General features: G+C 64.2%; 16 protein-coding genes. 10 read left to right on the top strand and 6 right to left on the bottom strand.

Annotation, left to right across the window (positions count from 1 at the left end; genetic code table 11):
* Positions 1–117 precede the first annotated feature (117 nt).
* Positions 118–915 carry a M48 family metallopeptidase gene (locus tag QMK61_RS03630; RefSeq protein WP_302070482.1) on the bottom strand — a complete coding sequence of 266 codons (798 nt, stop codon included), beginning with the start codon at positions 913–915 and terminating at the stop codon, positions 118–120.
* A 147-nt stretch (positions 916–1,062) separates the two neighbouring features.
* On the opposite strand from QMK61_RS03630, the gene QMK61_RS03625 reads away from it, so the two are divergent.
* Positions 1,063–1,665 carry a TetR/AcrR family transcriptional regulator gene (locus tag QMK61_RS03625; protein ID WP_302070480.1) on the top strand — a complete coding sequence of 201 codons (603 nt, stop codon included), beginning with the start codon at positions 1,063–1,065 and terminating at the stop codon, positions 1,663–1,665.
* Between the two features lie 11 nt (positions 1,666–1,676).
* On the top strand, positions 1,677–2,594 hold the full coding sequence (locus QMK61_RS03620; protein WP_302070478.1) for an alpha/beta fold hydrolase: 918 nt from the start codon (positions 1,677–1,679) through the stop codon (positions 2,592–2,594).
* Positions 2,595–2,972: 378 nt separating this feature from the next.
* Here QMK61_RS03620 and QMK61_RS03615 read toward each other — a convergent pair whose 3' ends face one another.
* Positions 2,973–4,439: a PLP-dependent aminotransferase family protein gene (locus QMK61_RS03615; protein ID WP_302070476.1), complete on the bottom strand. Its 1,467-nt coding sequence runs from the start codon at positions 4,437–4,439 to the stop codon at positions 2,973–2,975.
* Positions 4,440–4,596: 157 nt separating this feature from the next.
* Between QMK61_RS03615 and QMK61_RS03610 the strand changes: the two genes are divergently transcribed.
* The 6 genes from QMK61_RS03610 (at position 4,597) to QMK61_RS03585 (ending at position 14,722) form a co-directional block, all read left to right on the top strand.
* Positions 4,597–5,520, top strand: coding sequence for a transporter (locus tag QMK61_RS03610; RefSeq protein ID WP_302070475.1), 924 nt, complete (start codon positions 4,597–4,599; stop codon positions 5,518–5,520).
* A 182-nt stretch (positions 5,521–5,702) separates the two neighbouring features.
* Positions 5,703–5,930 (top strand): putative cation transport regulator ChaB, encoded by a 228-nt coding sequence (gene chaB, locus QMK61_RS03605; RefSeq protein ID WP_302070473.1) that lies wholly within the window; start codon positions 5,703–5,705, stop codon positions 5,928–5,930.
* A 104-nt stretch (positions 5,931–6,034) separates the two neighbouring features.
* On the top strand, positions 6,035–9,721 hold the full coding sequence (locus tag QMK61_RS03600) for a methylmalonyl-CoA mutase family protein (protein WP_302070471.1): 3,687 nt from the start codon (positions 6,035–6,037) through the stop codon (positions 9,719–9,721).
* Positions 9,722–9,768: 47 nt separating this feature from the next.
* Positions 9,769–12,105 (top strand): DGQHR domain-containing protein, encoded by a 2,337-nt coding sequence (locus QMK61_RS03595; RefSeq protein ID WP_302070468.1) that lies wholly within the window; start codon positions 9,769–9,771, stop codon positions 12,103–12,105.
* A complete protein-coding gene (locus QMK61_RS03590) occupies positions 12,077–12,904 on the top strand; it encodes a Dam family site-specific DNA-(adenine-N6)-methyltransferase (RefSeq protein WP_302070467.1) in 828 nt (275 codons plus the stop codon). The genes QMK61_RS03595 and QMK61_RS03590 overlap by 29 nt, the downstream gene beginning before the upstream one ends.
* 543 nt (positions 12,905–13,447) lie before the next feature.
* Positions 13,448–14,722, top strand: a complete 1,275-nt coding sequence (locus QMK61_RS03585) for a hypothetical protein (RefSeq protein ID WP_302070465.1) — start codon at positions 13,448–13,450, stop codon at positions 14,720–14,722.
* A gap of 174 nt (positions 14,723–14,896) precedes the next feature.
* Here the strand turns inward: QMK61_RS03585 and QMK61_RS03580 are convergent, their stop codons facing one another.
* Positions 14,897–15,601 (bottom strand): transposase, encoded by a 705-nt coding sequence (locus QMK61_RS03580; RefSeq protein ID WP_302070463.1) that lies wholly within the window; start codon positions 15,599–15,601, stop codon positions 14,897–14,899.
* A 138-nt stretch (positions 15,602–15,739) separates the two neighbouring features.
* Here QMK61_RS03580 and QMK61_RS03575 point away from each other — a divergent pair, with 138 nt between their 5' ends.
* Together QMK61_RS03575 and QMK61_RS03570 are read left to right on the top strand one after the other, a co-directional pair.
* Positions 15,740–16,345, top strand: coding sequence for a TetR/AcrR family transcriptional regulator (locus tag QMK61_RS03575; protein ID WP_302070461.1), 606 nt, complete (start codon positions 15,740–15,742; stop codon positions 16,343–16,345).
* 199 nt (positions 16,346–16,544) lie between these two features.
* Positions 16,545–16,925, top strand: coding sequence for a VOC family protein (locus QMK61_RS03570; protein ID WP_302070459.1), 381 nt, complete (start codon positions 16,545–16,547; stop codon positions 16,923–16,925).
* Between the two features lie 327 nt (positions 16,926–17,252).
* On the opposite strand, the gene QMK61_RS03565 is transcribed toward QMK61_RS03570, so the two are convergent.
* From QMK61_RS03565 to QMK61_RS03555, 3 genes are all read right to left on the bottom strand, one after another.
* A complete protein-coding gene (locus QMK61_RS03565) occupies positions 17,253–17,897 on the bottom strand; it encodes a glutathione S-transferase family protein (RefSeq protein ID WP_302070457.1) in 645 nt (214 codons plus the stop codon).
* A 248-nt stretch (positions 17,898–18,145) separates the two neighbouring features.
* Entirely contained in the window at positions 18,146–19,954 is a 1,809-nt protein-coding gene (locus QMK61_RS03560; protein WP_302070456.1) for an amidase, read from the bottom strand.
* 673 nt (positions 19,955–20,627) lie between these two features.
* Positions 20,628–21,008 (bottom strand): DUF202 domain-containing protein, encoded by a 381-nt coding sequence (locus QMK61_RS03555; RefSeq protein ID WP_302070454.1) that lies wholly within the window; start codon positions 21,006–21,008, stop codon positions 20,628–20,630.
* Positions 21,009–21,244 lie beyond the last annotated feature (236 nt).

Genomic DNA, 21,244 nt, shown 5'->3' with positions numbered 1-21,244 from the left:
CGCCGTCATGCCGGCGAAGGCCGGCATCCAGCCGCAATGCGCTGGTCCGTGCCGCACGGTCGCCAGGTCACCGGCGACAGGCAGCACCCGGAGGGCGACGTACCGCGCGCGCAGGCCTCACATCCGGCAGTTCGGCGCGCGTCCGCCGGCGCGCGCCTGCTGGTACGCCGGCATCAGTTGCTGCGCCTCGGCCGCCAGCGTCTGTGCGCGGTGCGCCGGCGAGGGATGGGTGGACAGGAAGGCCGGCACGCGGCTGCCGCCCTGCTGCTCCATCTTCTGCCACAGCACGGCGGCGGCGCGCGGATCGAAGCCGGCCCGGGCCATGTAGCGCAGGCCCAGTTCGTCGGCCTCGCTTTCCTGGGTGCGCGAGAACGGCAGCAGGATGCCCAGCTCGGCGCCCGCGCCCAGCGCCGCGGCGGCGCGGCCCGCGTCGGTGCCGCGGCTGGCGGCGTAGACGGTGCCGGCCAGTACCGCGCCCTGCGCCACGTAGTTGTCCGACACGCGCTCGGCGCCGTGCCGCGCCACCACGTGCGACAGCTCGTGGCCCAGCACCACGGCGAGCTGGTTCTGGTCGGTGGCCACCTTGAACATGCCCCGGTTCACGCCGATGCGCCCGCCGGGCAGGGCGAAGGCGTTGGCGCTGTCGTCGCCCACGATCTGCACTTCCCAGGCCTGCGTGTTCCACGGCGGCGGCAGCACCGCGATCAGTGCGTTCGCCACGCAGCTGGCGTAGGCGCGTTCGCGCGGCGCATCCACGAACTTGCCTTGCTTGCGCAGGGTGTTGAAGGCGGTCAGGCCCATCTGGCTCATCTGGGCGTCGGACACCATCATCAGTTGCGGTCGTCCGGTGGGCGAGGTGGCGCAGGCGCCGAGCAGCAGGGTGGCGCAGGCCAGGGGCAGCCATCGCGGTTTCATGCGCATCCTCCATGGTGGGCAGCCCGCGCAGGATAGCCCGATGCGGGCGGGACCGCCGTGCAGCCGGTCGCGCGGCGGCAAGGACTTGCGGTGCGGCCATTCGCCGGGCACTGGAATAGAACGAACGATCGTGCTATTCATGGCGCCATGACTTCCGCCCAAGCCGCCGGCAAGCGCGCCGCCACCCGCGACACCATCCTCGACCACGCCTACGCGCTGGCGCGCCGCGACGGGCTGGAGGGCCTGTCCATTGGCACCCTGGCGGCCGACGTGGGCATGTCCAAGAGCGGCGTGTTCGCGCATTTCGGCTCGCGCGGGGACCTGCAACTGGCCGTGCTCGATCTCGGCGCGCGGCGCTTCATGGCCCACGTGCTGCTGCCCGCGCTGAAGCAGCCGCGCGGCCTGCCGCGCCTGCGCGCGATCGTGGCGAACTGGTTCGCCTGGGCGCGCCGGCACGAGAGCGGCTGCGTGCTGCTCTCCGCCGCCAGCGAGTACGACGGCCGCGACGGCGCGCTGCACGACGCCGTGGTGGCGCAGCAATCCGGCTGGCGCGGCGAACTGCAGAAGGCGATCGCGCAGGCGGTGGACGAAGGCCACCTGCGCGCCGATACCGATGCCGCCCAGCTCGCCTTCGAGATCTATGCGCTGCTGCTCGGCCTGCATCACGACGGCGGCCTGTTCGGCTACGACGAGGCCGAGCGCCACACGGCGGCGGCGTTCGAGCGCCTGTGGCGCAGTTGGCAATCCTGAGGAAAACGACGATGTCCCCGCATGCCGCTTCCGTATCGACCCGCCTCCGCCTCGGTGCCCTGCGCGCCGGCTTCGTGCTGGGTGGCCGACTGGCGCCGAAGCGCACCGCCGACCGCGCCGCCCGCCTGTTCGCCACGCCGTTCGCCAGCAGCCGGCGTCGCGCGCTGGCGACGCCGGAGGACGCGGCGGCGCGGCGCGACGACCTGCGCGTCGGCGACGAAACCGTCGCCACCTATGTCTGGGGCGATCCCGCTACCCAGCCGTATGCGCTGCTTGCGCACGGCTGGTCCAGCTTCGGCCTGCGCTTCCTGCCGTGGGTGGACGGGTTGCGCGCGCTGGGCTACGCGGTGGTGACGTTCGACCAGCCCGGCCATGGCCGCAGCAGCGGCAAGCTGTGCACGCTGCCCGAGTTCACCGCCACGATCCGCGCGGTGGGCCTGCGCCACGGCGAGGCCGCGCTGGCGGTGGGGCATTCGCTGGGCGGCGCCGCGCTGGCGTTGGCGCAGGACGAGGACTGGCACGCGCGACGCCTGGTGCTGGTGGCGCCCGCCGCCGACATGGCCGACGCGGCCAGCCGCTACTTCCGCCTCGTGCGCCTGGGCGAGCACCTGCGTGCCGCGTTCTACGACTGGCTGCTGCGTCGCACCGGCATCAGCGTAGAGCAGCTGGAGGTGCATCGCCGCCTGCCGGCGCTGGGCCAGCCGGCCTTGATCGTGCATGACCTCGAAGATGCCGACGTGCCGTGGAGCGAGGGCGAGCGCTACGCGCGCTACTGGCCCGGCGCGCGGCTGCTCACCACGCAGGGTCTGGGCCACCGTCGCGTGCTGGACGCGCCCGCGGTGATCGCCGCGGCGCTGGCCTTCGCGCGCGGCGAGGCGGTGGGCGAGCGCGTGGTCGGCACGCCGGACCTGCCGTTCGGGGTGGCCTGAGCGCCGTTCAAATCCGCCGCACCCCCGCAAAGCCCCTTGTAAGTTGTATTCACCCTGCGCCAGACCGTTCCCCCTCTCCCGCTTGAGGGAGAGGGGGAAAAGGGCGGCCGGTACGCCTCACGCCCTCCTTCCGCGGCGCCCTCTCCCCTCCGGGGAGAGGGTTGGGGTGAGGGGCAACCTCGCGGAAGGTTCCATCGAAGCGCGTTTTCCAGGGGCATGTTCCCGCGAGCACCCGCCCCTCATCCCGGCCTTCTCCCCGCAGGGGAGAAGGGGAAAAGCCTGGCCCTTTCCGGCTGCCGCCACCCTCTCCCACACGTGGGAAAGGGATCCGCCATGTGGCGTTTCCCGCAATGACGAGGCCCGTGATCCCGGCGATTCCTACAGGCAGCTCCGCAACCGCCGCACGCCTTCCTCGATGGCGCGCTCGTCCACGCTGCCGTAGCCGAGGATCAGGCCGTGGCGCTTCGCCTTGCCGCGATAGCACGGCGACAGCGGACGTACCGAGACGCCGGCCTGCACGGCGCGACGCGACAGCGCCACGTCGTCCACGCCCGGCGGCAGCAGGGCGGTCAGCTGCATGCCCGCCTCGGCGCCCACCACCTGCAGCGCGTCCGGCAGGTGCCGCCCGATCGCCGCCTGCAACGCCGCGCGGCGTGTCGCGTACAGCATGCGCATGCGGCGGATGTGCCGCGCGAAGTGGCCTTCGTGGATGAAGTCGAGCAAGGCCCGCTGCGGCAGCATCGGCGAGCAGGTGTCCAGCGCGTCGCGGGCGGCGCGGAAGGCCGGCAGCAGGTCCTCCGGCACCACCAGGTAGCCCAGCCGCAGCGCGGGGAACAGCACCTTGCTGAAGGTGCCCACGTAGATCACCCGCGCGTCCGCGTCCAGCCCCTGCAGCGCAGCGATCGGCTTGCTGCCGTAGCGGTATTCGCTGTCGTAGTCGTCCTCGACGATCCAGCTGCCGCTGCGCGCGGCCCACTGCAGCAGCTCGATGCGCCGCGCGGCGCTCATCGTGGCGCCCAGCGGGAACTGGTGCGAGGGCGTGACGTAGGCCACGCGCGCGTCCGGCGCGCGGCGGATGCCGGTGGCCACGTCCATCCCGTCTTCGTCCACCGGCACCAGCACGGGCACGGCGCCGACCGCCGCCAGGGCCTGGTGGGCGCCGGGGTAGCCGGGCTCCTCGACCCAGGCGCGGTCGCCGGGATCGAGCAGGGCGTGCGCGCAGATCTGCACGCCATGCTGCGCGCCGCTGGTGATCATCACCTGCCCGGCGTCGGCACGGACCGCGCGCACCGTCGCCAAGTACTCGGCCACGGCTTCGCGCAGCGGGGCGTGGCCCATGGCGTCGCCGTAGACCAGCGCGTCGGCGCCGACGTGGCGCGCGTGCCGGCTGAGCAGGCGCGACCACGCGCCGTGCGGGAAGTGGTCGAGCGCCGGCACGCCGACGCGGAAGGCACCCTGGCTTTCCAGCCAAGTCTGCGGCGGCGCGGCCATCGCCGCCACGCGCGCGGCGACCCGGCGCGCGGCGGGCTTCGCGGGCGCGGCCGGCACCCGGCGTTCAGGCGCCGCCGGCGCCTCGTGCGGGATGGCCGCGGCCACGCAGGTACCGGCGCCGACCCGGCTCTCCAGGTAGCCCTCGGCATGCAGCTGTTCGTAGGCGCCGAGCACCGGCAGGCGCGATACCTTCAGTTCGGTGGCCAGCATGCGGGTGGAGGGGATGCGCTGCCCGGGCCGCAGCTGGCCCTCGGCGATGGCGCGGCGGAACCACTCCGCCAGCTGCTGGTAGATCGGCGCGCTGCCGGCCTCCAGGCGGATCGGTGGTAGCAGGCTGGCGGACACGCGCTTCATGGGCGGCTCCAAGTGGTCATGCCGAAGCAGGGCACAGTGGCTATTTGAACGTACCACTAGGCCGCCTAACGTGCCGCTGCCGGAGCGAATGGCGGAGGCGGCGGTGGGCAACGGGCGGCAGGCGGGCAGGGGCGGGCGGGGCATCCGGTGGCCGGTGATGCTTGCCGCCTGGCTGGGCATGGCCGCGGCGGTGTCCGCGCAGGATGCGGGCGCGCCGCGCCAGGCGCTGGACGATGCCTGGTGGACCGGCCCGATGCTGGCCAATTCCGCCGAGACGCTGCCGCGCGGGCACGTGCTGGTCGAGCCCTACGTCTACGACGTCGCCTCGAAGGGTACGGATGCGTTCGGCTCGCGCGCCTACGTGCTGTACGGGCTGACCGACCGGCTCACCGTGGGCCTGATCCCGATCATCGGCTACACCCGGGTGAGCAACGAGCCGGACAGCGCGGGCATCGGCCTGGGCGACCAGATCCTGCAGGCGCAGTACCGCCTGACCCGCTTCCACGAAGGCGGCTGGCTGCCCACGCTCGCGCTGCAGTTGCAAGAGACGCTGCCGACCGGCCGCCACGACCGCCTGTCGCGCGCCAGCGACGGCATGGGCGGCGGTGCCTGGGCCACCACGCTGGGCCTGAACGCGCAGAGCTACTTCTGGATGCCCAACGGCCGGCTGCTGCGCGCGCGCCTCAACCTCACCCGCACCTTCAACGGCCATGCCGGCGTGACCGGCGCCAGCGTCTACGGCACCGGCCCCGGCTTCCGCGGCACGGCGCGGCCGGGCGACGCGTTCTACCTCGGCGCATCGCTTGAATACAGCCTCACCCGGCGCTGGGTACTGGCGCTGGACGTGTTCCGCAGCCACGGCGGCGCCACCCGCGTGGACGGCCGCACCGATCCGCCCGGCGCCCTGCCGGAACCCGTGCGCACCCGCCTGGGCGGCAGCGACGCCTACGGCTACGCGCCCGCGGTGGAGTACAGTTGGACGCCCAACCTGGGCGTGCTGTTCGGCCTGCGCGTGGTCGCCGGTGGCCACGGCACGCGGCACTCGCTGACGCCGGCCATCGCCGTCAACCTCGTGCACTGAACCCGCCGCCAGGCGTCGCACTCCCTCCCCTGCATGCAGGGGAGGGTCGGGGTGGGGTGCTTTTGGCTTGGGGGAAAAGCGTTACCCCCCCTGCACGCAGGGGGAGGCAAGAACGCCGTCGCTTGACGGTGGCTTTATCCCGCGCGGTCCAGGCTGGCACGCCCGTCCCACGGAGCCCCGCCATGCCTTACCGGAACATCAACGAGCTGCCGGCATCGGTACGCGACAACCTGCCGAAACACGCCCAGGACATCTACAAGGAAGCCTTCAACCACGCCTGGGACGAATACGCCGACGCGGACAAGCGCCGCGGCGACGAATCGCGCGAGGAAACCGCGCACAAGGTGGCCTGGTCGGCGGTGAAGAAGGACTACGCCAAGGGCGAGGACGACAAGTGGCATCCCAAATGATGCCGTGACACGGCCGCGGCATGCCGCGGTGCATCATCGGGCATGCGGGGCGAGCCACTAGAATCATGGGGCTGAACCCTTACCCCACGATGCACGGAGTCCCCATGAGCTCGCCCGCCAAGCACGTCCCAGCAAGCACCTCCCGGCGCGAGGCTCACCCGCTGCGCTTCGTCACCGCCGCCAGCCTGTTCGACGGCCACGACGCGGCGATCAACATCATGCGCCGCATCATCCAGTCGCAGGGCGCGGAGGTGATCCACCTGGGCCACAACCGCTCGGTGGAGGACGTGGTGCGCGCCGCGCTGCAGGAAGACGCCGACGCCATCGCGCTGTCGTCCTACCAGGGCGGCCACGTCGAGTACTTCAAGTACATGGTGGACATGCTGAAGGAGCGGGGCGCCGGCCACATCCGCGTGTTCGGCGGTGGTGGCGGCACCATCACCCCGGAGGAGATCCGCGAGCTGCAGGCCTACGGCGTGGAGCGCATCTACCACCCCAACGACGGCATGAAGCTGGGCCTGGTGGAGATGATCGAGGACGTGATGGCGCGCACCCGCGCCGCCGTCGACCAGCGCGCCGAACTCGACGCGGAAACCCTGCCCAGGGTGGACATCGCCGACGAGATCAGCATCGGCCACATGCTCACCGCCATCGAGGAAGGCCACGTCGGCGAGGCCGAACTGGCGCGCCTGCGCAAGGCGTGGGCGCTGGCCGGCAAGCAGACCCCGGTGCTCGGCCTCACCGGCACCGGCGGCGCGGGCAAGTCCAGCGTGGTGGACGAGCTGCTGCTGCGCTTCCTGCACGCCTTCCCCGAGATGCGCATCGCCGTGCTCGCGGTCGATCCCACCCGCCGCCGCTCTGGCGGCGCGCTGCTGGGCGACCGCATCCGCATGAACTCGCTGCGCAGCCACCGCGTCTACATGCGCTCCATGGCCACGCGCCGGCAGAACGCGGCGATCAACGAGGTGCTGCACGACTGCATCGGCTTCCTCAAGGCGCAGCCCTACGACCTGGTCATCGTCGAGACCGCCGGCATCGGCCAGAGCGACTCGGAGATCGTCGACCTGGTCGACTTCGCCACCTATGTGATGACCAGCGACTACGGCGCCGCCAGCCAGCTCGAGAAGATCGACATGCTCGACTTCGCCGAGCTCGTCGTGCTGAACAAGTTCGACAAGCGCGGCGCCGAGGACGCCCTGCGCGACGTGCGCAAGCAGTGGAAGCGCAACCGCGCCGCGTTCAACGTCAAGGACGAGGACGTGCCGGTCTATCCCACCATCGCCAGCCAGTTCAACGACCCGGGCGTGACCTGGATGTTCGCCAACCTGTGCCGGTTGATGCGCGAGAAGCTGGGAACGGGGAACGGGGGGCTGGGCAGCGCGCATTGCGACTTCGCCCCGCGGGTGGATACCTCGCTGAAGGAACCGCGCGCCACCGTGCTGATCCCCGGCAGCCGCGTGCGCTACCTCGCCGAGATCGCCGAGCAGGGCCGCGGCATCAACAGCGGCATCGAGCACATGGCCGAAGCCGCCGGCAAGGCGCAGCACTACTACGAGGCGCTGAAGGAACTGGCCGACCCGCAACTGCCGCGCCCCCTCGACCTGTACGACAGTGCGGCTCTGCATCCCTCTCCCTCCGGGAGAGGGACCGAGGGTGAGGGTACGGCTCCCGCCCCAACCGGCCACGCTCCCTCGACCGTTCCCGCTGAGCGTAGCCCGCAGGGCGAAGTCGAAGCGCCCGCCCCCATCGACCGCTCCCTGCTCCTCCTCCGCCAACGCTACAACGAGGCCGTCAAGGAACTCTCCAGCGAAGCCATCCACCAACTGCGCGACTGGCCCGCGTTGCGCGAATCCGTCACCAAGGACGTCAACGAATACAAGGTCCGCGACAAGCTGATCCGCGTGGAGAACTACCGCGAGTCCCTCAGCCACCAGAAGATCCCCAAGGTCGCCCCGCCCAGGACCGAAAGCTGGGCCGACCAACTGCGCTTCCTCGGCAAGGAAAACCTGCCCGGCCACTACCCTTACACCGGCGGCGTCTACCCCTACCGCCGCACCGGCGAAGACCCCACCCGCATGTTCGCCGGCGAAGGCACGCCCGAGCGCACCAACCGCCGCTTCCACTACCTCAGCCAGGGCGGCGCCGCCACGCGCCTGTCCACCGCGTTCGACTCGGTCACCCTGTACGGCGAAGACCCGGCCCCGCGCCCGGACATCTACGGCAAGATCGGCAACTCCGGCGTCAACATCGCCACGCTGGACGACATGAAGAAGCTGTACTCCGGCTTCGACCTCAGCGCGCCCACCAGCTCGGTGTCGATGACCATCAACGGCCCCGCGCCGATCATCCTCGCGATGTTCATGAACACCGCGATCGACCAGAACGTGGAGAAGTACCTCAAGGCTGATCCCGCACGCTGGGCCGCGGCGGAAAAGCAGATCGCCGTCATGTACCCCAACGGCCGCCCGCAGTATTCCGGCGAGCTGCCCAAGGGCAACGACGGCTTAGGGCTGGGCCTGCTCGGCGTCACCGGCGACCAGCTGGTGGACGCCGAGACCTACGCCAGGATCAAGGCCGAGACGCTCAGCAGCGTGCGCGGCACCGTGCAGGCCGACATCCTCAAGGAGGACCAGGCGCAGAACACCTGCATCTTCTCCACCGAATTCGCCCTGCGCATGATGGGCGACATCCAGCAGTACTTCGTGGAGCACAAGGTCCGCAATTTCTACTCGGTGTCCATCTCCGGCTACCACATCGCCGAGGCCGGGGCGAACCCGATCAGCCAGCTCGCCTTCACCCTGAGCAACGGCTTCACCATCGTGGAGTACTACCTCGCGCGCGGCATGAAGATCGACGACTTCGCGCCCAACCTGTCGTTCTTCTTCTCCAACGGCATGGACCCGGAATACACCGTCATCGGCCGCGTCGCCCGCCGCATCTGGGCCCGCGCCATGCGCGAGCGCTACGGCGCCAGCGCGCGCAGCCAGATGATGAAGTACCACATCCAGACCTCCGGCCGCTCGCTGCACGCGCAGGAAATCCAGTTCAACGACATCCGCACCACGCTGCAGGCGCTCTACGCGCTGTTCGACAACTGCAACAGCCTGCACACCAACGCCTACGACGAAGCCATCACCACGCCCACGGAAGAAAGCGTGCGCCGCGCCGTGGCGATCCAGATGATCATCAACAAGGAACTGGGCCTCAACTTCAACGAGAACCCCTGGCAGGGCAGCTACGTGGTCGAGGAGCTGACCGACCTGGTGGAAGAGGCCGTCTACAAGGAGTTCGAAGCGATCAGCGAGCGCGGTGGCGTGCTCGGTGCCATGGACACCATGTACCAGCGTGGCAAGATTCAGGAAGAGAGCCTGTATTACGAGCACAAGAAACACGACGGCTCGCTGCCGTTGATTGGCGTGAATACGTTCCTGCCGAAGGATCATGGTGGGGAGATTGCTACCGAGATCGAGCTGATCCGCTCGACGGAAGAGGAAAAGGGGCAGCAGATCGCCAATGTGCGGGCATTCCAGAAGGCGCGGAATGCACTGGCGCCGGCGGGCGAGACTTCACATGCGCATGGCACCGATTCCACCGACGCCCCGCAACCCGTTCATCCTGAGCGTAGCCCGCAGGGCGGAGTCGAAGGGCATGGTCTGGCCTACCTGCAGAACGCCGCGCGCGTCCGCAAGAACGTCTTCGCGGCGCTGATGGAGGCAGTGAAGACGCATTCGCTGGGGCAGATCAGTCATGCATTGTACGATGTGGGTGGGGAGTATCGGCGGAATATGTGACAGTATAGGTGGGAGCCTCGTACGTTAATGGATGACAGGGGAGCGTGATGAAAAAGCGGTCTGAAGAAAAGTCAGAGGCACTCTTGTGGCCACTGCTGGACAAGGAGGCTGATCTTCATAAGGAATATCGGCGCAGAAACCCAAAATTTGACCAGCGCCGTGTGAAGCCAGAGGAGTTGGACAACGCGCTGGCTGAAGGCTGGTCTGTGCACAAGCGCCTCAAAACTGTCGTGACAGTTAGGAGAGAGCGCAAGCTCGATGAGCGTCTCGAAAATATTTGGTGGGTTCTTCTCTATAAGATGGGCTACTCGGAGCTCGGTGGCGGGCGCCGCTTCCGAATAAAGTTCAGTCGCCGAGACGTCGAAGGGGAGAAACAAATAGATGTTTTCGCCTCAGATGATGAGACTGTGATCGTTACTGAATGTAAGGCATCAGAGCGGTTGCGCAGACGAAGTCTCCAGAAGGACATAGAGGAATTCGGTGCGCTGCAAGGCGCCATGGCGAGTTCAATCAAATCGTTTTATGGGCGCGAATTTAAGCCAAAGATCCTTTGGTTTTTTGTGACTGAAAATATCATCTGGTCTGAAGAAGATATCGCACGGGCCGATGCACATAATATTCGTCGAATAACGGAAAACGAGCTGCCTTATTACACTCAGCTTGCTGATCATCTAGGTAAGGCCGCTCGTTTTCAGTTTTTGGCTGAATTTTTAAAGGATCAGCCAATTCCAGAGCTCGCAGGGGCAAAGGTGCCGGCAACTAGAGGTAAGCTCGGTGGGAGATATTTTTACTCCTTTGTAACTACCCCTAGACACCTCTTAAAAATTGCATTTGTGAATCATAGAACACTGGATGATCCCGAAGGTCATCCAACTTATCAGCGGCTTGTCCAGAAGGCACGGTTGAAGTCAATAGGAAAATTCATCGAGGCAGGTGGCTTCTTCCCTAATAATTTACTTGTCAACTTTGTTAAGCCTCCGCGTTTTGATATCCTTCAAAAGGATGTATTGACTGATGTGCACTTTGGCCACCTTTATTTGCCTGCGTCTTATAAATCTGCTTGGATAATTGATGGGCAGCACCGGTTATATGGATATGCGGGTCTAGAGGATTCATTTCTCGATCAGAAGCTAGTAGTCGTCGCATTTGATGGCATCTCAAAAAATGAAGAGGCCAATATGTTTGTGACGATAAATCACGAACAGAAGTCTGTGCCTAAAAATTTGCTTGACGATCTTGAGGGCCAGCTGAAATGGGGTTCTGATAATCCAGCCGAACGGATTGGTGCAATAGCTGCACGACTGATTCATAGCTTAAGTCGCGATCTGTCTAGTCCATTTTATGGTAGATTTTCTGCGGAGGGTATACGAGTATCGCAGAGTGCTTGTCTAACGGTCCCACAAGTGAAAATTGGCCTGAAGAGATCTGGTCTCTTGGGTCAAATTGTATTGCGTTCAAATTACGATTTGGGGCCTCTATGTGGCGCTACCGATAACGCTACTCTTCTCCGCGGCCAGAAAATTCTTAATTGGTATTTCCGGCAAATTGCAGAAGCTGATTTTTCGCGTTGGGAAAGCGGTAGGCCAGGGCGTTTATGCACCAATGAATCAGTTCAAGCGCTCACTCTACTTTTGGGTGAATTGGCCAAGTTTGTTGAGATGACTCATCGGATATCACTGCGTGGTCTGTCTGAAGTTAAATTCCAAGAAATTCTGATACCGATGATTGAGCCGATACTCAACTACTTGAAGTCGGGTGGCTCAACAGTGGACTCGTTGCTAACTGTTCCCTTTGGAAGCGGTGGACCAAGAGAGCTCTTGCTACGTTTTGCTCGCCTTGTCAAAAGCGATTTTCCGTCGTTTGCGCCTGAAGGTTATGAAGATTGGGAGAAAACCCAGTCAGAGGATCTCAGGAGGACTGCTGATCAGCAGATTCAACGAATAAATATTCTCGTCCAAAAGCATATATTTACCGTTTTTCGGCGCATGTATGGAGAGGAGCGTTCAGCATATTGGGAAAAGGGTATAAATAATAAGGAAATTAAAACTAAGGCATACGCGAAGTCGTTAGATAGTCCAGACGAAGGGCTTCCGTTAGAGACATACCTTGATTTTATTGAATTCAAAAAGATCGTTGAGAGCAAGGATCGTTGGCCCTTGTTTAAGTCGGTTATGGATATTCCCATAAATGGAACAAAAGGGCAAGCAAAGAATCTGGAGTGGATGGAGCGAGTGAATGAACTGAGGAGGATTCCAGCTCACGCATCTGAGCAGAGGAATTATAAGAGTGAGGATTTTTCACTTTTGGATGAGGTCTCTGAAACGCTTGAGCGCAGAATTAATGAGTACGATTACGATGGCATTCAGCGAGTCGAAAATGCCTAATAAAGATCTGACCCCATTTTTAAAATGGGCCGGTGGTAAGCGCTGGTTGGCACGCGATTACGTTTCATTTTTTAATATGAAAGGGATTCGACGATACGTTGAACCGTTTCTGGGGAGTGGGGCTGTGTTCTTTTCCATTCAACCGGAGTCCGCGCTGCTTAGTGACCTCAATATCGATTTGGTGGAAACGTATAGATCGATTCGTGATAATTGGCAAGCTGTAAAACGAGCTCTCGGTCGTCACCACAAGCATCATTCGCCTGAATACTACTATAAAGTCAGGAGTAGCATCCCGAAGGACGGTTTTGCTCGTGCAGCCAGGTTTATATATTTGAACCGGACTTGCTTTAATGGGCTTTATCGAGTCAACTGTAGAGGTGAGTTCAATGTCCCACTTGGCACAAAAACGTCGGTGATTCTAGATACTGATGACTTTGGGGCCATAGCGGATCGGCTGGCCCGGGTTGAGCTTGTTGCAGAAGATTTCGAGAAAGTAATTGATCGGTGCGGCGTTGGTGATTTTATTTTTGCAGATCCTCCGTATACTGTAAAACATAATAACAATGGGTTCGTCAAATATAACGAAAATTTATTTTCTTGGGCGGATCAGGAGCGATTGCAGTGCAGTCTGGCTCGAGCTGCTAGAAGGGGGGCAAGGGTCATTGTTAGTAACGCAGATCATCCATCTATAAGGGAGCTTTATAATGGATGTAGCATCAATACGCTCTGGCGTCATAGTGTTATGGCGTCAGAATCGGCGCGGAGAAAGGTAACATCTGAAGTGCTTGTTCAATTCTAGGCAAAACGGGGTCAGGTTCACTTCCGTGCTGACGCGTTGAGGGTTTGCGCCGGCCGCGAGAAGAACGGGGTCAGGTTCACTTATCCAGTGTGTGGAAGTGAATCTGCCCCCGTTCTGGTGGCTCAGATTCCGGCTCAGGAGGGAGGGGTAAAAGCCGTGCTCACTTAAACAAGAGAGAAAGCTGATTTGCCTCGTCATCCTCATGCCTTCAATCACTCCGCTAATGAAGGATGATTTAGAACAAAAGATACATCAGATGACCGCGCCGATAGTCACTTAAGGAATGCATGTGATCGGAAAAGATCATATCGTATTGGCTCTGAATAGGTGGCCACTTCGCTGCCTACGAAAAGGTGTCAGCGAAAAAGGTGTCAGGGACAATGCCTGACGGGGGATTGGGGATGATGCGGAGGCACTGCTTGGGTCGATAGCTGCGCGCTGGCAGGGCGGCGATGCTGTGGACATGGCTCGCCAACTTCGCTTTCGGCATAAGGGGGGGGCGAATGGAAAAAATCAATTTGGCTTTCCGTAAGGAAATGGTATATGACTCGTCCCATTAAAATTCCGGGTTCTCTTGGCGATAAAGATCTTGAGGGATTCTTCAGGGGTTGGAATTGGTATGACGACCCGGAAAGCCCGGTTGTCTTTAACGTTGAGCGCGGGACACACATAGCACCTTGGGCGGCCGGGTTATTTGGTGCATACGCGCTCTGGTTGAAGGAGGTGCGAGGAAAGGAAGTTCAGTTGGAATACGACAAGGGTTCATATGTTGGTCGCTTCCTAACTAAGGTAGGCTTCACGAAGCTTTTTGGTATTGAAGACGAGGTCGCCGCAGTTGATAGTCAACGGATTTTCCCGCTTACTCGCATAACTGAGAGTAAGCAGATTCCGACTATTGCAAATGCAATAATTGCAATGCTCGAGATCGGTGATGAAGAGGTAGAGGACGCTCTTAAATATTCTTTGGTGGAGCTTTTAAGGAACGTCGTTCAGCACGCTAACAGTCGGATCGGTGGCTTGGTTTGCGCGGTTTATTTTCCCAAAAGCGGCCTAGTAGACGTGGTGGTCATAGATATCGGCCGTGGTGTGAGGGCAGCATTGCGGGATTCTTATCCCGAAATAAACTCGGATCAAAAGGCGGTGAGGTTTGCCATGCAGCCTCATGTTTCCGGTACCTTTCACGAGGGAATGTACCAGTCCATGAAGGACAACGCAGGGCTAGGTTTGTTTTTCATTCGCGAGATTGCATCGCGTGCGTATGGTGGATTCTTTCTGGGTTCAGGTAGCATGCTTGCGGATGTTTGGGGTGAGCAGGATGGTACACAGAAAAAAAAGTATATCCAATCTTCAACTTTAGGTTGGCGTGGAACCTTTGCGCTCCTGCAATTGAGAAAAAATGCAATAGGGGAGTTTGGTGCACTATTATCGCTGTGTAGAGATATAGCCGCACAGGTGAGAAAGGATCGATCTGAGCTTGCGGTTGATTTTGTAGACGAAAAGATGGATCTAGATGGACTATTGACTGTAAACGTAAAATCATTTGAGGAAGACGTTGAGGCCGCCGCCTTAGTGCGAGATCAGCAAATTCTTCCGGCGTTAGAGCGGGGTGACTTAGTGGTTTTAGATTTCAGTCAGGTCCGGGCCGCAACGCAATCGTTCATACATGCCTTGATGTATCGTCTGTTCCGTGATGGCCGAAACTTGGAATACTGCTTGAGTGTGTCGTGCGCAGATGGTGCAACTGAGGAAGCTATTCGAGCTGTTTCTGCGTACGCGTCAGTTGAGAAAGGCGGAATGAAAAACCAAGATCCGAGTTAGGGCTACGAAAAGGTGTCAGGGACAACGCTTGACCGTCGGTCATGCGGGCCCGGACCGGGTTGAGGTCGATATAGCGCAGGCATTGCAGCGCGTAGCGTTCAAAACGGGGTCCGTCCAAAACGGGGTCAGGTTCACTTACCACTTACGAGTGCTGAGGCAAGAACGGGGTCAGGTTCACTTTCTGCACGTTTGTGTGTTGCGGGGCGGTCGATGCGCAGGCCGAATGCCGGCGAAGCGTCGGGTCTTGGCTTCGACCATGGCGTGGAAATCGTCGTGGCCCAAGGCGCGCTGTTGCTGGAGGTAGGCGCGGATGGCGGCGAGGTCGTCGTCGGCCAAGGCTTCATGCACGAGGCGGTGGTAGGCCTTGGCGCGATCCGGCGCCGTGGCGGCGAGAGCGGTGTACGCCGGGTGGGGCGTGAGCAGCGCGTCTTCCCGTTGACCGCAGTGGCTGGCGCAGCTTGACCACGCATAGGCGAGGGGATCGTCGGTCATGCGGGCCCGGACCGGGTTGAGGTCGATATAGCGCAGGCATTGCAGCGCGTAGCGTTCGCCGTCGACCAGGCAGGCCTTGTAGCGGCCTTCCCACAAGGTGCCGGTGCGCCGGTGACGGGCGTTGAACTGGCCGACGTAGCTGCGCCCCAGTTTTTGCATCAGGCGCGCGATGGCGCCTGCTTCGGGAGGCGTGGCCAGCAGATGGACGTGGTTGTCCATCAGTACGTAGCCATGCAGCGCGCAATGCGTGTCGAGCAGTGCTTCGCGCAGCAGGTGCAGGTAGCGGCGCCGGTCGGCGTCATCCAGGAAGCAGGGCAGGCGGTTGTTGCCGCGCTGGACAATGTGCTGCGGGATACCGGGTAGGTCGAGTCGTGGGAGTCTGGCCATGCTTTTAGCATCGCGGCATAGTCAGGGCTGCGGGAGCGTGCCGTGGCTCGGGACGGTGTAGGCATACGGCGCCCAGCTTTGTCGGGAAGTGAACCTGACCCCATTAGGGACCCGCTTCGATCGTAGAATTTCATGGCCATGAGTGGTTCAGGTTCACCGCCGTCGCTGCGTCCGCGCAAGAAGCCCGTGCAGTCGCGCGCGGTCGAGACGTATGCCTGCATCCTCGAGGCGGCGGCGCAGGTCATCGAGCAGCATGGGATAGGGGCCTTCAACACCAACGCCGTGGCCGAACGGGCGGGCGTGAGCATTGGTTCGCTCTACCAGTATTTTCCGGGCAAGGACGCGTTGGTAATCGCGCTGATGCGGCGCGAAAAGGAGCGCTTTGGCCAAGACGCCGCCGCGGCGCTGGATGCGCATGATGGCTGCGCGGCACTGGTGCACCTGGTGGGGGCGGCCGTTCGCCACCAGTTTGAGCGCCCGGAACTGGCACGGCTGCTTGACGTGGAAGAGGCGCGGCCCGAAGCGGAGCGCGAGGTGAAAAAGGCCAGCAACTATCGCGAGCTGCTGCGCGCCACGCTGGATCGCCCGGATCTGCCACAGCAGCCGGATCCGGAAGTTGCCACCGACCATCTCGCTGCGATGGTGCGCCTGCTGGTCGACGATGCCGGCGCGCGGGGTGAGTCGGACACTGCGCGCCTTGAGCGAAGGTTGCTGGGCGCGATGCTGGGTTATCTCAATGCGTAGCCCGGCATGTCGCGCCACGAAATGTGAGTAAGGGTGTTTTCGCGGGCATGCGGTGCAGCGGCCGCGTTTGTGCCGGCGCGGGTTGCGCGCGGTGCGGCGGATGCGAGTTGGCCGATGCGGGGGTGTTCGACATCATGGAAGCTCCCGAATCACCCGATTCGTCACGTCCGGAAACTCCATGCCTGAAGCACCTTCCCCCATGAAACTCAACCATCTCAGTTTTCCCTCCAATGATCCGGCGCGCACGGCCGCCTTCTTCACGACCTATCTCGGATTCACCAGCGCGCCGATGTCCGGGCACTGGATCCTGAAGCGTCCCGGGTTCGATGTGGTCATCGAGGATGTGGAGGCGGAGACGCCGCAGTGGCCGAGCAGTTTCCACGTGGGCTTCGAACTGCCGTCGCGCGCCGATGTCGAGTCGCTGTACGCCAGGATGCTGGCCGATGGCGTGCCGATGGAGACGGCGGTCATCGACCACGCGCGTGGCTCGCGGTTTTTCTGCCGCGCACCCGGTGGGGTGATGTTCGAGTTGAACACCCGAGCGGATGCAGCGCCGGAATACCGCGGCACGTTCGACTGAGGCAAGGGTGAGCACGGGGCCCCGGCTTGTTCGCTGAGAAAGTAGAGGGCGGCGAAGAGGCCTTCGGTGGTGGGGCGTCGAGGGGGCGCCAGCCGGGGTCGACGGTGTCGCTTTCGCTGCTGGCGTGGATGTCGCGGAAGGCTTCGCTGTTGGTGGGCACGCGGGCGAGGGCGCGGATGGCGGTGGTGAGACTGGCGAGAGTGGCGGCGTCCTGCTGGCCGCGGTCGGCTTCGGCGAGGGTCAGTAGAAACCCGGGAGCACGGCGCACTTCATCCGTCCCGCTTGTTGTTCGTTCCACACCGATCCGGCTGGCTTGGCCGAAGGCGGTTATGTAGCAGGCGTCCTGGCGAACCACGCCTTCCTGGATTCGCAGGTCTCCATGGCGCGCCGGTAGCCCTCGCGCGCGCTGGTGCGGGCGATATAGGCTTTCTCGGTTTCGCCCAGGGTGATGCCTGCACCGTGTTGCGCGAGTTCCAGCGCGTAGGTCACCGAGATGTCCGCGGCGGTAAACCTCTCGCCGGCGAGGTAGGGCGTGCGTGCCAGCTGCCGCGTCACCAGGCCCAGCCGGGTCTGGAAAACGTCCAGCGCTTGGCCGGCGCTCCAGTTCTCCCGCTCGGACTCCGGCGCAAAACTGCGCGCGCCGACGACGAAGTAGACGGAGGCCGCGAGGCCGGCTTCGCCGAGGTGGAGGAACTGCTGGTAAGCGGGGAACGCCGGATCGTGCGGGGCGGGTGCCAGCGGTGTCGGCCCATGGCGGGCCATCAGGTACTCCATGATCGCGATAGACTCGACCATGGTGACGTCGCCGTCCCGGATCGCCGGGATGAAGCCGGCCGGGTTGATGGCCAGGAACTCCGGGTCTTTCTCGACGCCGGCCAACAGGTCCACCGGCCGCAGTCGGTACGCGAGCCCCATCTCTTCCAGCAGCCAGACGACCCGGAAGCCTCTTCCCTCGCCAAAGACGGTGATCATCGGTGGTTACCCTGCGGTTCGGCCTTGTCGGCCTCGTGACAGGAAGACGAATGGGATCTTCGATAATCGACATGGGCCATTCGTTTGCTACCTCGGCGGCTTTTGGCCCGAACATCGCTGGCTACGCGAAACAAACGTGGCGACGCAGCTTTCCCGGTGAACCGTGGTGTGCGTAGCGTTGCCATGAAAAGGCGTGCCGGCGCGCCCCGGCACGCTTTTGATCTCATCAACAGGATGCGGGCGGGCGATCAGAACCCCAGCGGTCGTTCCCCGGCAACGGCCACCTTCGCCTCCAATGCCCGACCGACACGCCCCAGCGTGCCTTCCTCGAACAGCCGCCCGATCAGGGTGACGCCGTAGGGCACGCGGTGCGGCCTGGCCAGTTTGGGCAGCGGGTGTTTCGGGTCGGGCACCCAGTCGCTGCGCACCTGGTCCACGTCCACGAAGCCGGTGCGCAGGGTGAGCGAGGGGTGGCCGGTCATGTTGGAGATCACCATCATCTCGTCGCGCAGCGAGGGCACCAGCAGCAGGTCCACCTCGCCCATCACGCGTTCCATCTCCTTCGCCACCTTGCGGCGCAGGCGGTCGGCCTGCACGAAGTCCACGGCGGAGAGGAAGCGCGATTCGCGGAACAGGTTGGGCCAGGCGTCCGGGGTCTGCACGCGCATCCGGTCGGCGGCGCCGGTGAGGGTGAGTTCCTCGAAGGCGGCGGCGGCTTCGGCGAACAGCAGCACGTTGAGGTCGTCGTACGGCCAGTCGGGCAGGGACACTTCGGTGGGTACCAGGCCGAGCGCGCGCAGCTGGGCCAGCGCGGCGCGGTCCAGGTCGGTGGCCGGCGCCTGCTTCATCCAGCCGGGGAAGTAGCCGAGCTTGAGGCCCTTGACCGGCGCGGCCGCGTCGTAGTCCAGGTGCGCCGCCACGCTGGCGCTGTCGCCGGGGTCGGGGCCGCGGATGGCGTCGAGCACCAGCAGGGTGTCCTCCACCGAGCGGGCGATGGGGCCGAGCTTGTCCATCGTCCAGCACAGGGTCATGGCGCCGGTGCGCGGCACGCGGCCGTAGGTGGGGCGCAGGCCGGTGGTGCCGCAGCGCATGCACGGGCTGATGATGCTGCCCTGGGTTTCGCTGCCGATGGCGAACGCCACCAGTCCGGCGGCGGTGGCGGAGGCCGGGCCGGCGCTGGAGCCGGAGGCGCCTTCCTGCAGCAGCCACGGGTTCATGGTCTGGCCGCCGAACCAGATGTCGTTGAGCGCCAGCGCGCCCAGGCTCAGCTTGGCCACCAGCACCGCGCCGGCGGCGTTGAGCTTGCGGGTGACTGCGGCGTCGTCCTTCGGCACGCGGTTCTTGAAGGGCTCGGCGCCGTAGGTGGTGGCGATGCCGGCGGTGTCGAGCAGGTCCTTCGCGCCCCACGGGATGCCGTGCAGCGGGCCGCGGTAGTGGCCGGCGGCGATCTCCCTGTCGGCCTGCGCGGCCTGCGCCAGCGCGTGCTCTTCGCACAGGGTGATGACGCAGCGCAGCTGCGGGTCGAAGCGCTTCAGGCGTTCGAGGTAGATCTTCGTCAACCGGGTGGACGTGAGCTTGCGCGCGCGGACCCACGCGCCGAGCTGGGCGACCGAGGCGAAGGCGATGTCCTCGTCCTTCGCGGGCAGCGGCGTGGCGGCCACCCTGGACGGCACGAAGCGATCGCGCGCGGGGCCGACGTGCGCGCGGCCCATCGCCGGGAACCAGGTGGTGGCCGGCGCCAGCCCTTCCTCCAGCGCCACCGTGCGCGGGCCGGTGCGGCGCTCCAGCAGCGCGGCCATGGAGGTGGGCCAGTTGGCCACCGCCATCTCGCGCTGCGCCTCGGTCATCGTCACCTGCTGCAGTTTTTCCGCTTCGGCGAAAGTGGCGGTGGTGAGCTTCGGCCCCGCCGGTGGCGCGGTGTTGAACGCGCCCGGCGAGCCGGGCGGCGGCGTGGCCTGGGTGGGGTTCCCGCCGGTCTGCGCCCAGGTGCTACCCGTGACCATGGCGCCCAGCACGGCCAGCGGCGCCTGGGTGAGGAAATCGCGACGAGTCTTCATGGTATTCCCCCGATGCGTACCGCGCGGGAGCGCGTTTGATGTCGACGCTGGCGGGACGCGGTGCGCGTCGCGCCTCCGGCTTGCCGGACACGCCGGCCTGGCGGCCCACTGTGGACGAGGCAGGCCGTGGGCACAACCCGGCGCGGGCGCCCGTGGATTTTGCCCGCCGCCCCGGCGGGGCGCCTGTGCCATGCGCATGGGACGGCGGCTTCATTTCCATGGCGATCACCGGTGGACGCGTCATCCCGGCCTGCGCCTACAGCTGTCCGGACTATTTCCTGCCGCTGGATGAGCTCCTCCCCCTGCGCGCAGGGGGAGGTTGGGAGGGGGTCACGCTTTGGCTTTCAAGCCCAAAGCGCCCCTCCCCAACCCTCCCCTGCGCGCAGGGGAGGGAGTCTTCTTCGCTCTTCCTTCGAGGCAGCCGGTAGTCTTCCCGCACGCTGTTTGCCGATCTATCGGTGCAAGCTCTTGACCGGCGTCAACGGATATTCCGGACAGCCGGGCCTGCGCCGGGATGACGAGCGGGGCGGTGCCGGTGCGGACTACACGGAGCCGCGGGTGTTCGAGATGGTCCTGGTGGCAATGGGCTTTGCGCAGGAATCACGGGCAGGAACAGCATGCCCGGATACCCGCCATCAGCTACCAGACCTCGCCGCCGGCCCCTGACCCACCCTCAACCCAGGCTGGCGAGCTGGTAGCCCACGTACAGCACCAGGAACAGCGCCAGCCCGACCAGCAGCGTCGTCAGCGTGCGCTCGACCAGGGTGCCGTGATAGGCGGCTTCGGCGTCGGCGCGGATCAAGCGGCTGTTGCGGTAGTAGTCGCGGGTGGCGAGCAGGATCAGCACGCCGCCCAGCAGGATCATGCCCAGACCCAGCCATTCGGACGCGTGCAGGTGCAGTCCGGTCTTCAGCACGGCGCCGCGCGTGGAATAGACGAGGAACACGTCGAAGCGCTCGATCAGGAAGCCAAAGCCCATCAGGGACACCGCGGTGCGGATCCAGGCGAGGTAGGTGCGCTCGTTGGCGGAGAGGTCGCTGAAGTGGGGAATCATGGGGCGGCCCGTGCGGGAGGTCGGCCCAGTCTAGCCCCGCCGTCGGCTACATCGGGCCGCGGCGCGCTTGGCAGCCGGCGGTGCGGCCGGCAGGATAGGGGCTTGCCTGCATCGCGACGATCGGAGGGCCGGCCGCTCCGGCCCCGGCGAGATCGTCGCGATGCGCCATGCGCCAGCCTTGATCGGGAGCAGCGACGGTCGTGACAGAGAAAACGGGAAGGATGCGGTCCGGGTGG

This window comes from Fulvimonas sp. R45 (assembly GCF_030504985.1).
Taxonomy (GTDB): Bacteria; Pseudomonadota; Gammaproteobacteria; order Xanthomonadales; family Rhodanobacteraceae; genus Rhodanobacter_A.
This window is presented reverse-complemented; position numbering and strand designations above follow the sequence as displayed.

Coding starts and splice junctions, on each gene's coding strand:
- QMK61_RS03560 (WP_302070456.1), bottom strand. CDS start 19,954: ATGAAGACTCGTCGCGATTTCCTCACCCAGGCGCCGCTGGCCGTGCTG.
- QMK61_RS03580 (WP_302070463.1), bottom strand. CDS start 15,601: ATGGCCAGACTCCCACGACTCGACCTACCCGGTATCCCGCAGCACATT.
- QMK61_RS03630 (WP_302070482.1), bottom strand. CDS start 915: ATGAAACCGCGATGGCTGCCCCTGGCCTGCGCCACCCTGCTGCTCGGC.
- QMK61_RS03625 (WP_302070480.1), top strand. CDS start 1,063: ATGACTTCCGCCCAAGCCGCCGGCAAGCGCGCCGCCACCCGCGACACC.
- QMK61_RS03555 (WP_302070454.1), bottom strand. CDS start 21,008: ATGATTCCCCACTTCAGCGACCTCTCCGCCAACGAGCGCACCTACCTC.
- QMK61_RS03610 (WP_302070475.1), top strand. CDS start 4,597: ATGCTTGCCGCCTGGCTGGGCATGGCCGCGGCGGTGTCCGCGCAGGAT.
- QMK61_RS03595 (WP_302070468.1), top strand. CDS start 9,769: ATGAAAAAGCGGTCTGAAGAAAAGTCAGAGGCACTCTTGTGGCCACTG.
- QMK61_RS03585 (WP_302070465.1), top strand. CDS start 13,448: ATGACTCGTCCCATTAAAATTCCGGGTTCTCTTGGCGATAAAGATCTT.
- QMK61_RS03565 (WP_302070457.1), bottom strand. CDS start 17,897: ATGATCACCGTCTTTGGCGAGGGAAGAGGCTTCCGGGTCGTCTGGCTG.
- chaB (WP_302070473.1), top strand. CDS start 5,703: ATGCCTTACCGGAACATCAACGAGCTGCCGGCATCGGTACGCGACAAC.
- QMK61_RS03575 (WP_302070461.1), top strand. CDS start 15,740: ATGAGTGGTTCAGGTTCACCGCCGTCGCTGCGTCCGCGCAAGAAGCCC.
- QMK61_RS03620 (WP_302070478.1), top strand. CDS start 1,677: ATGTCCCCGCATGCCGCTTCCGTATCGACCCGCCTCCGCCTCGGTGCC.
- QMK61_RS03570 (WP_302070459.1), top strand. CDS start 16,545: ATGAAACTCAACCATCTCAGTTTTCCCTCCAATGATCCGGCGCGCACG.
- QMK61_RS03590 (WP_302070467.1), top strand. CDS start 12,077: ATGGCATTCAGCGAGTCGAAAATGCCTAATAAAGATCTGACCCCATTT.
- QMK61_RS03615 (WP_302070476.1), bottom strand. CDS start 4,439: ATGAAGCGCGTGTCCGCCAGCCTGCTACCACCGATCCGCCTGGAGGCC.
- QMK61_RS03600 (WP_302070471.1), top strand. CDS start 6,035: ATGAGCTCGCCCGCCAAGCACGTCCCAGCAAGCACCTCCCGGCGCGAG.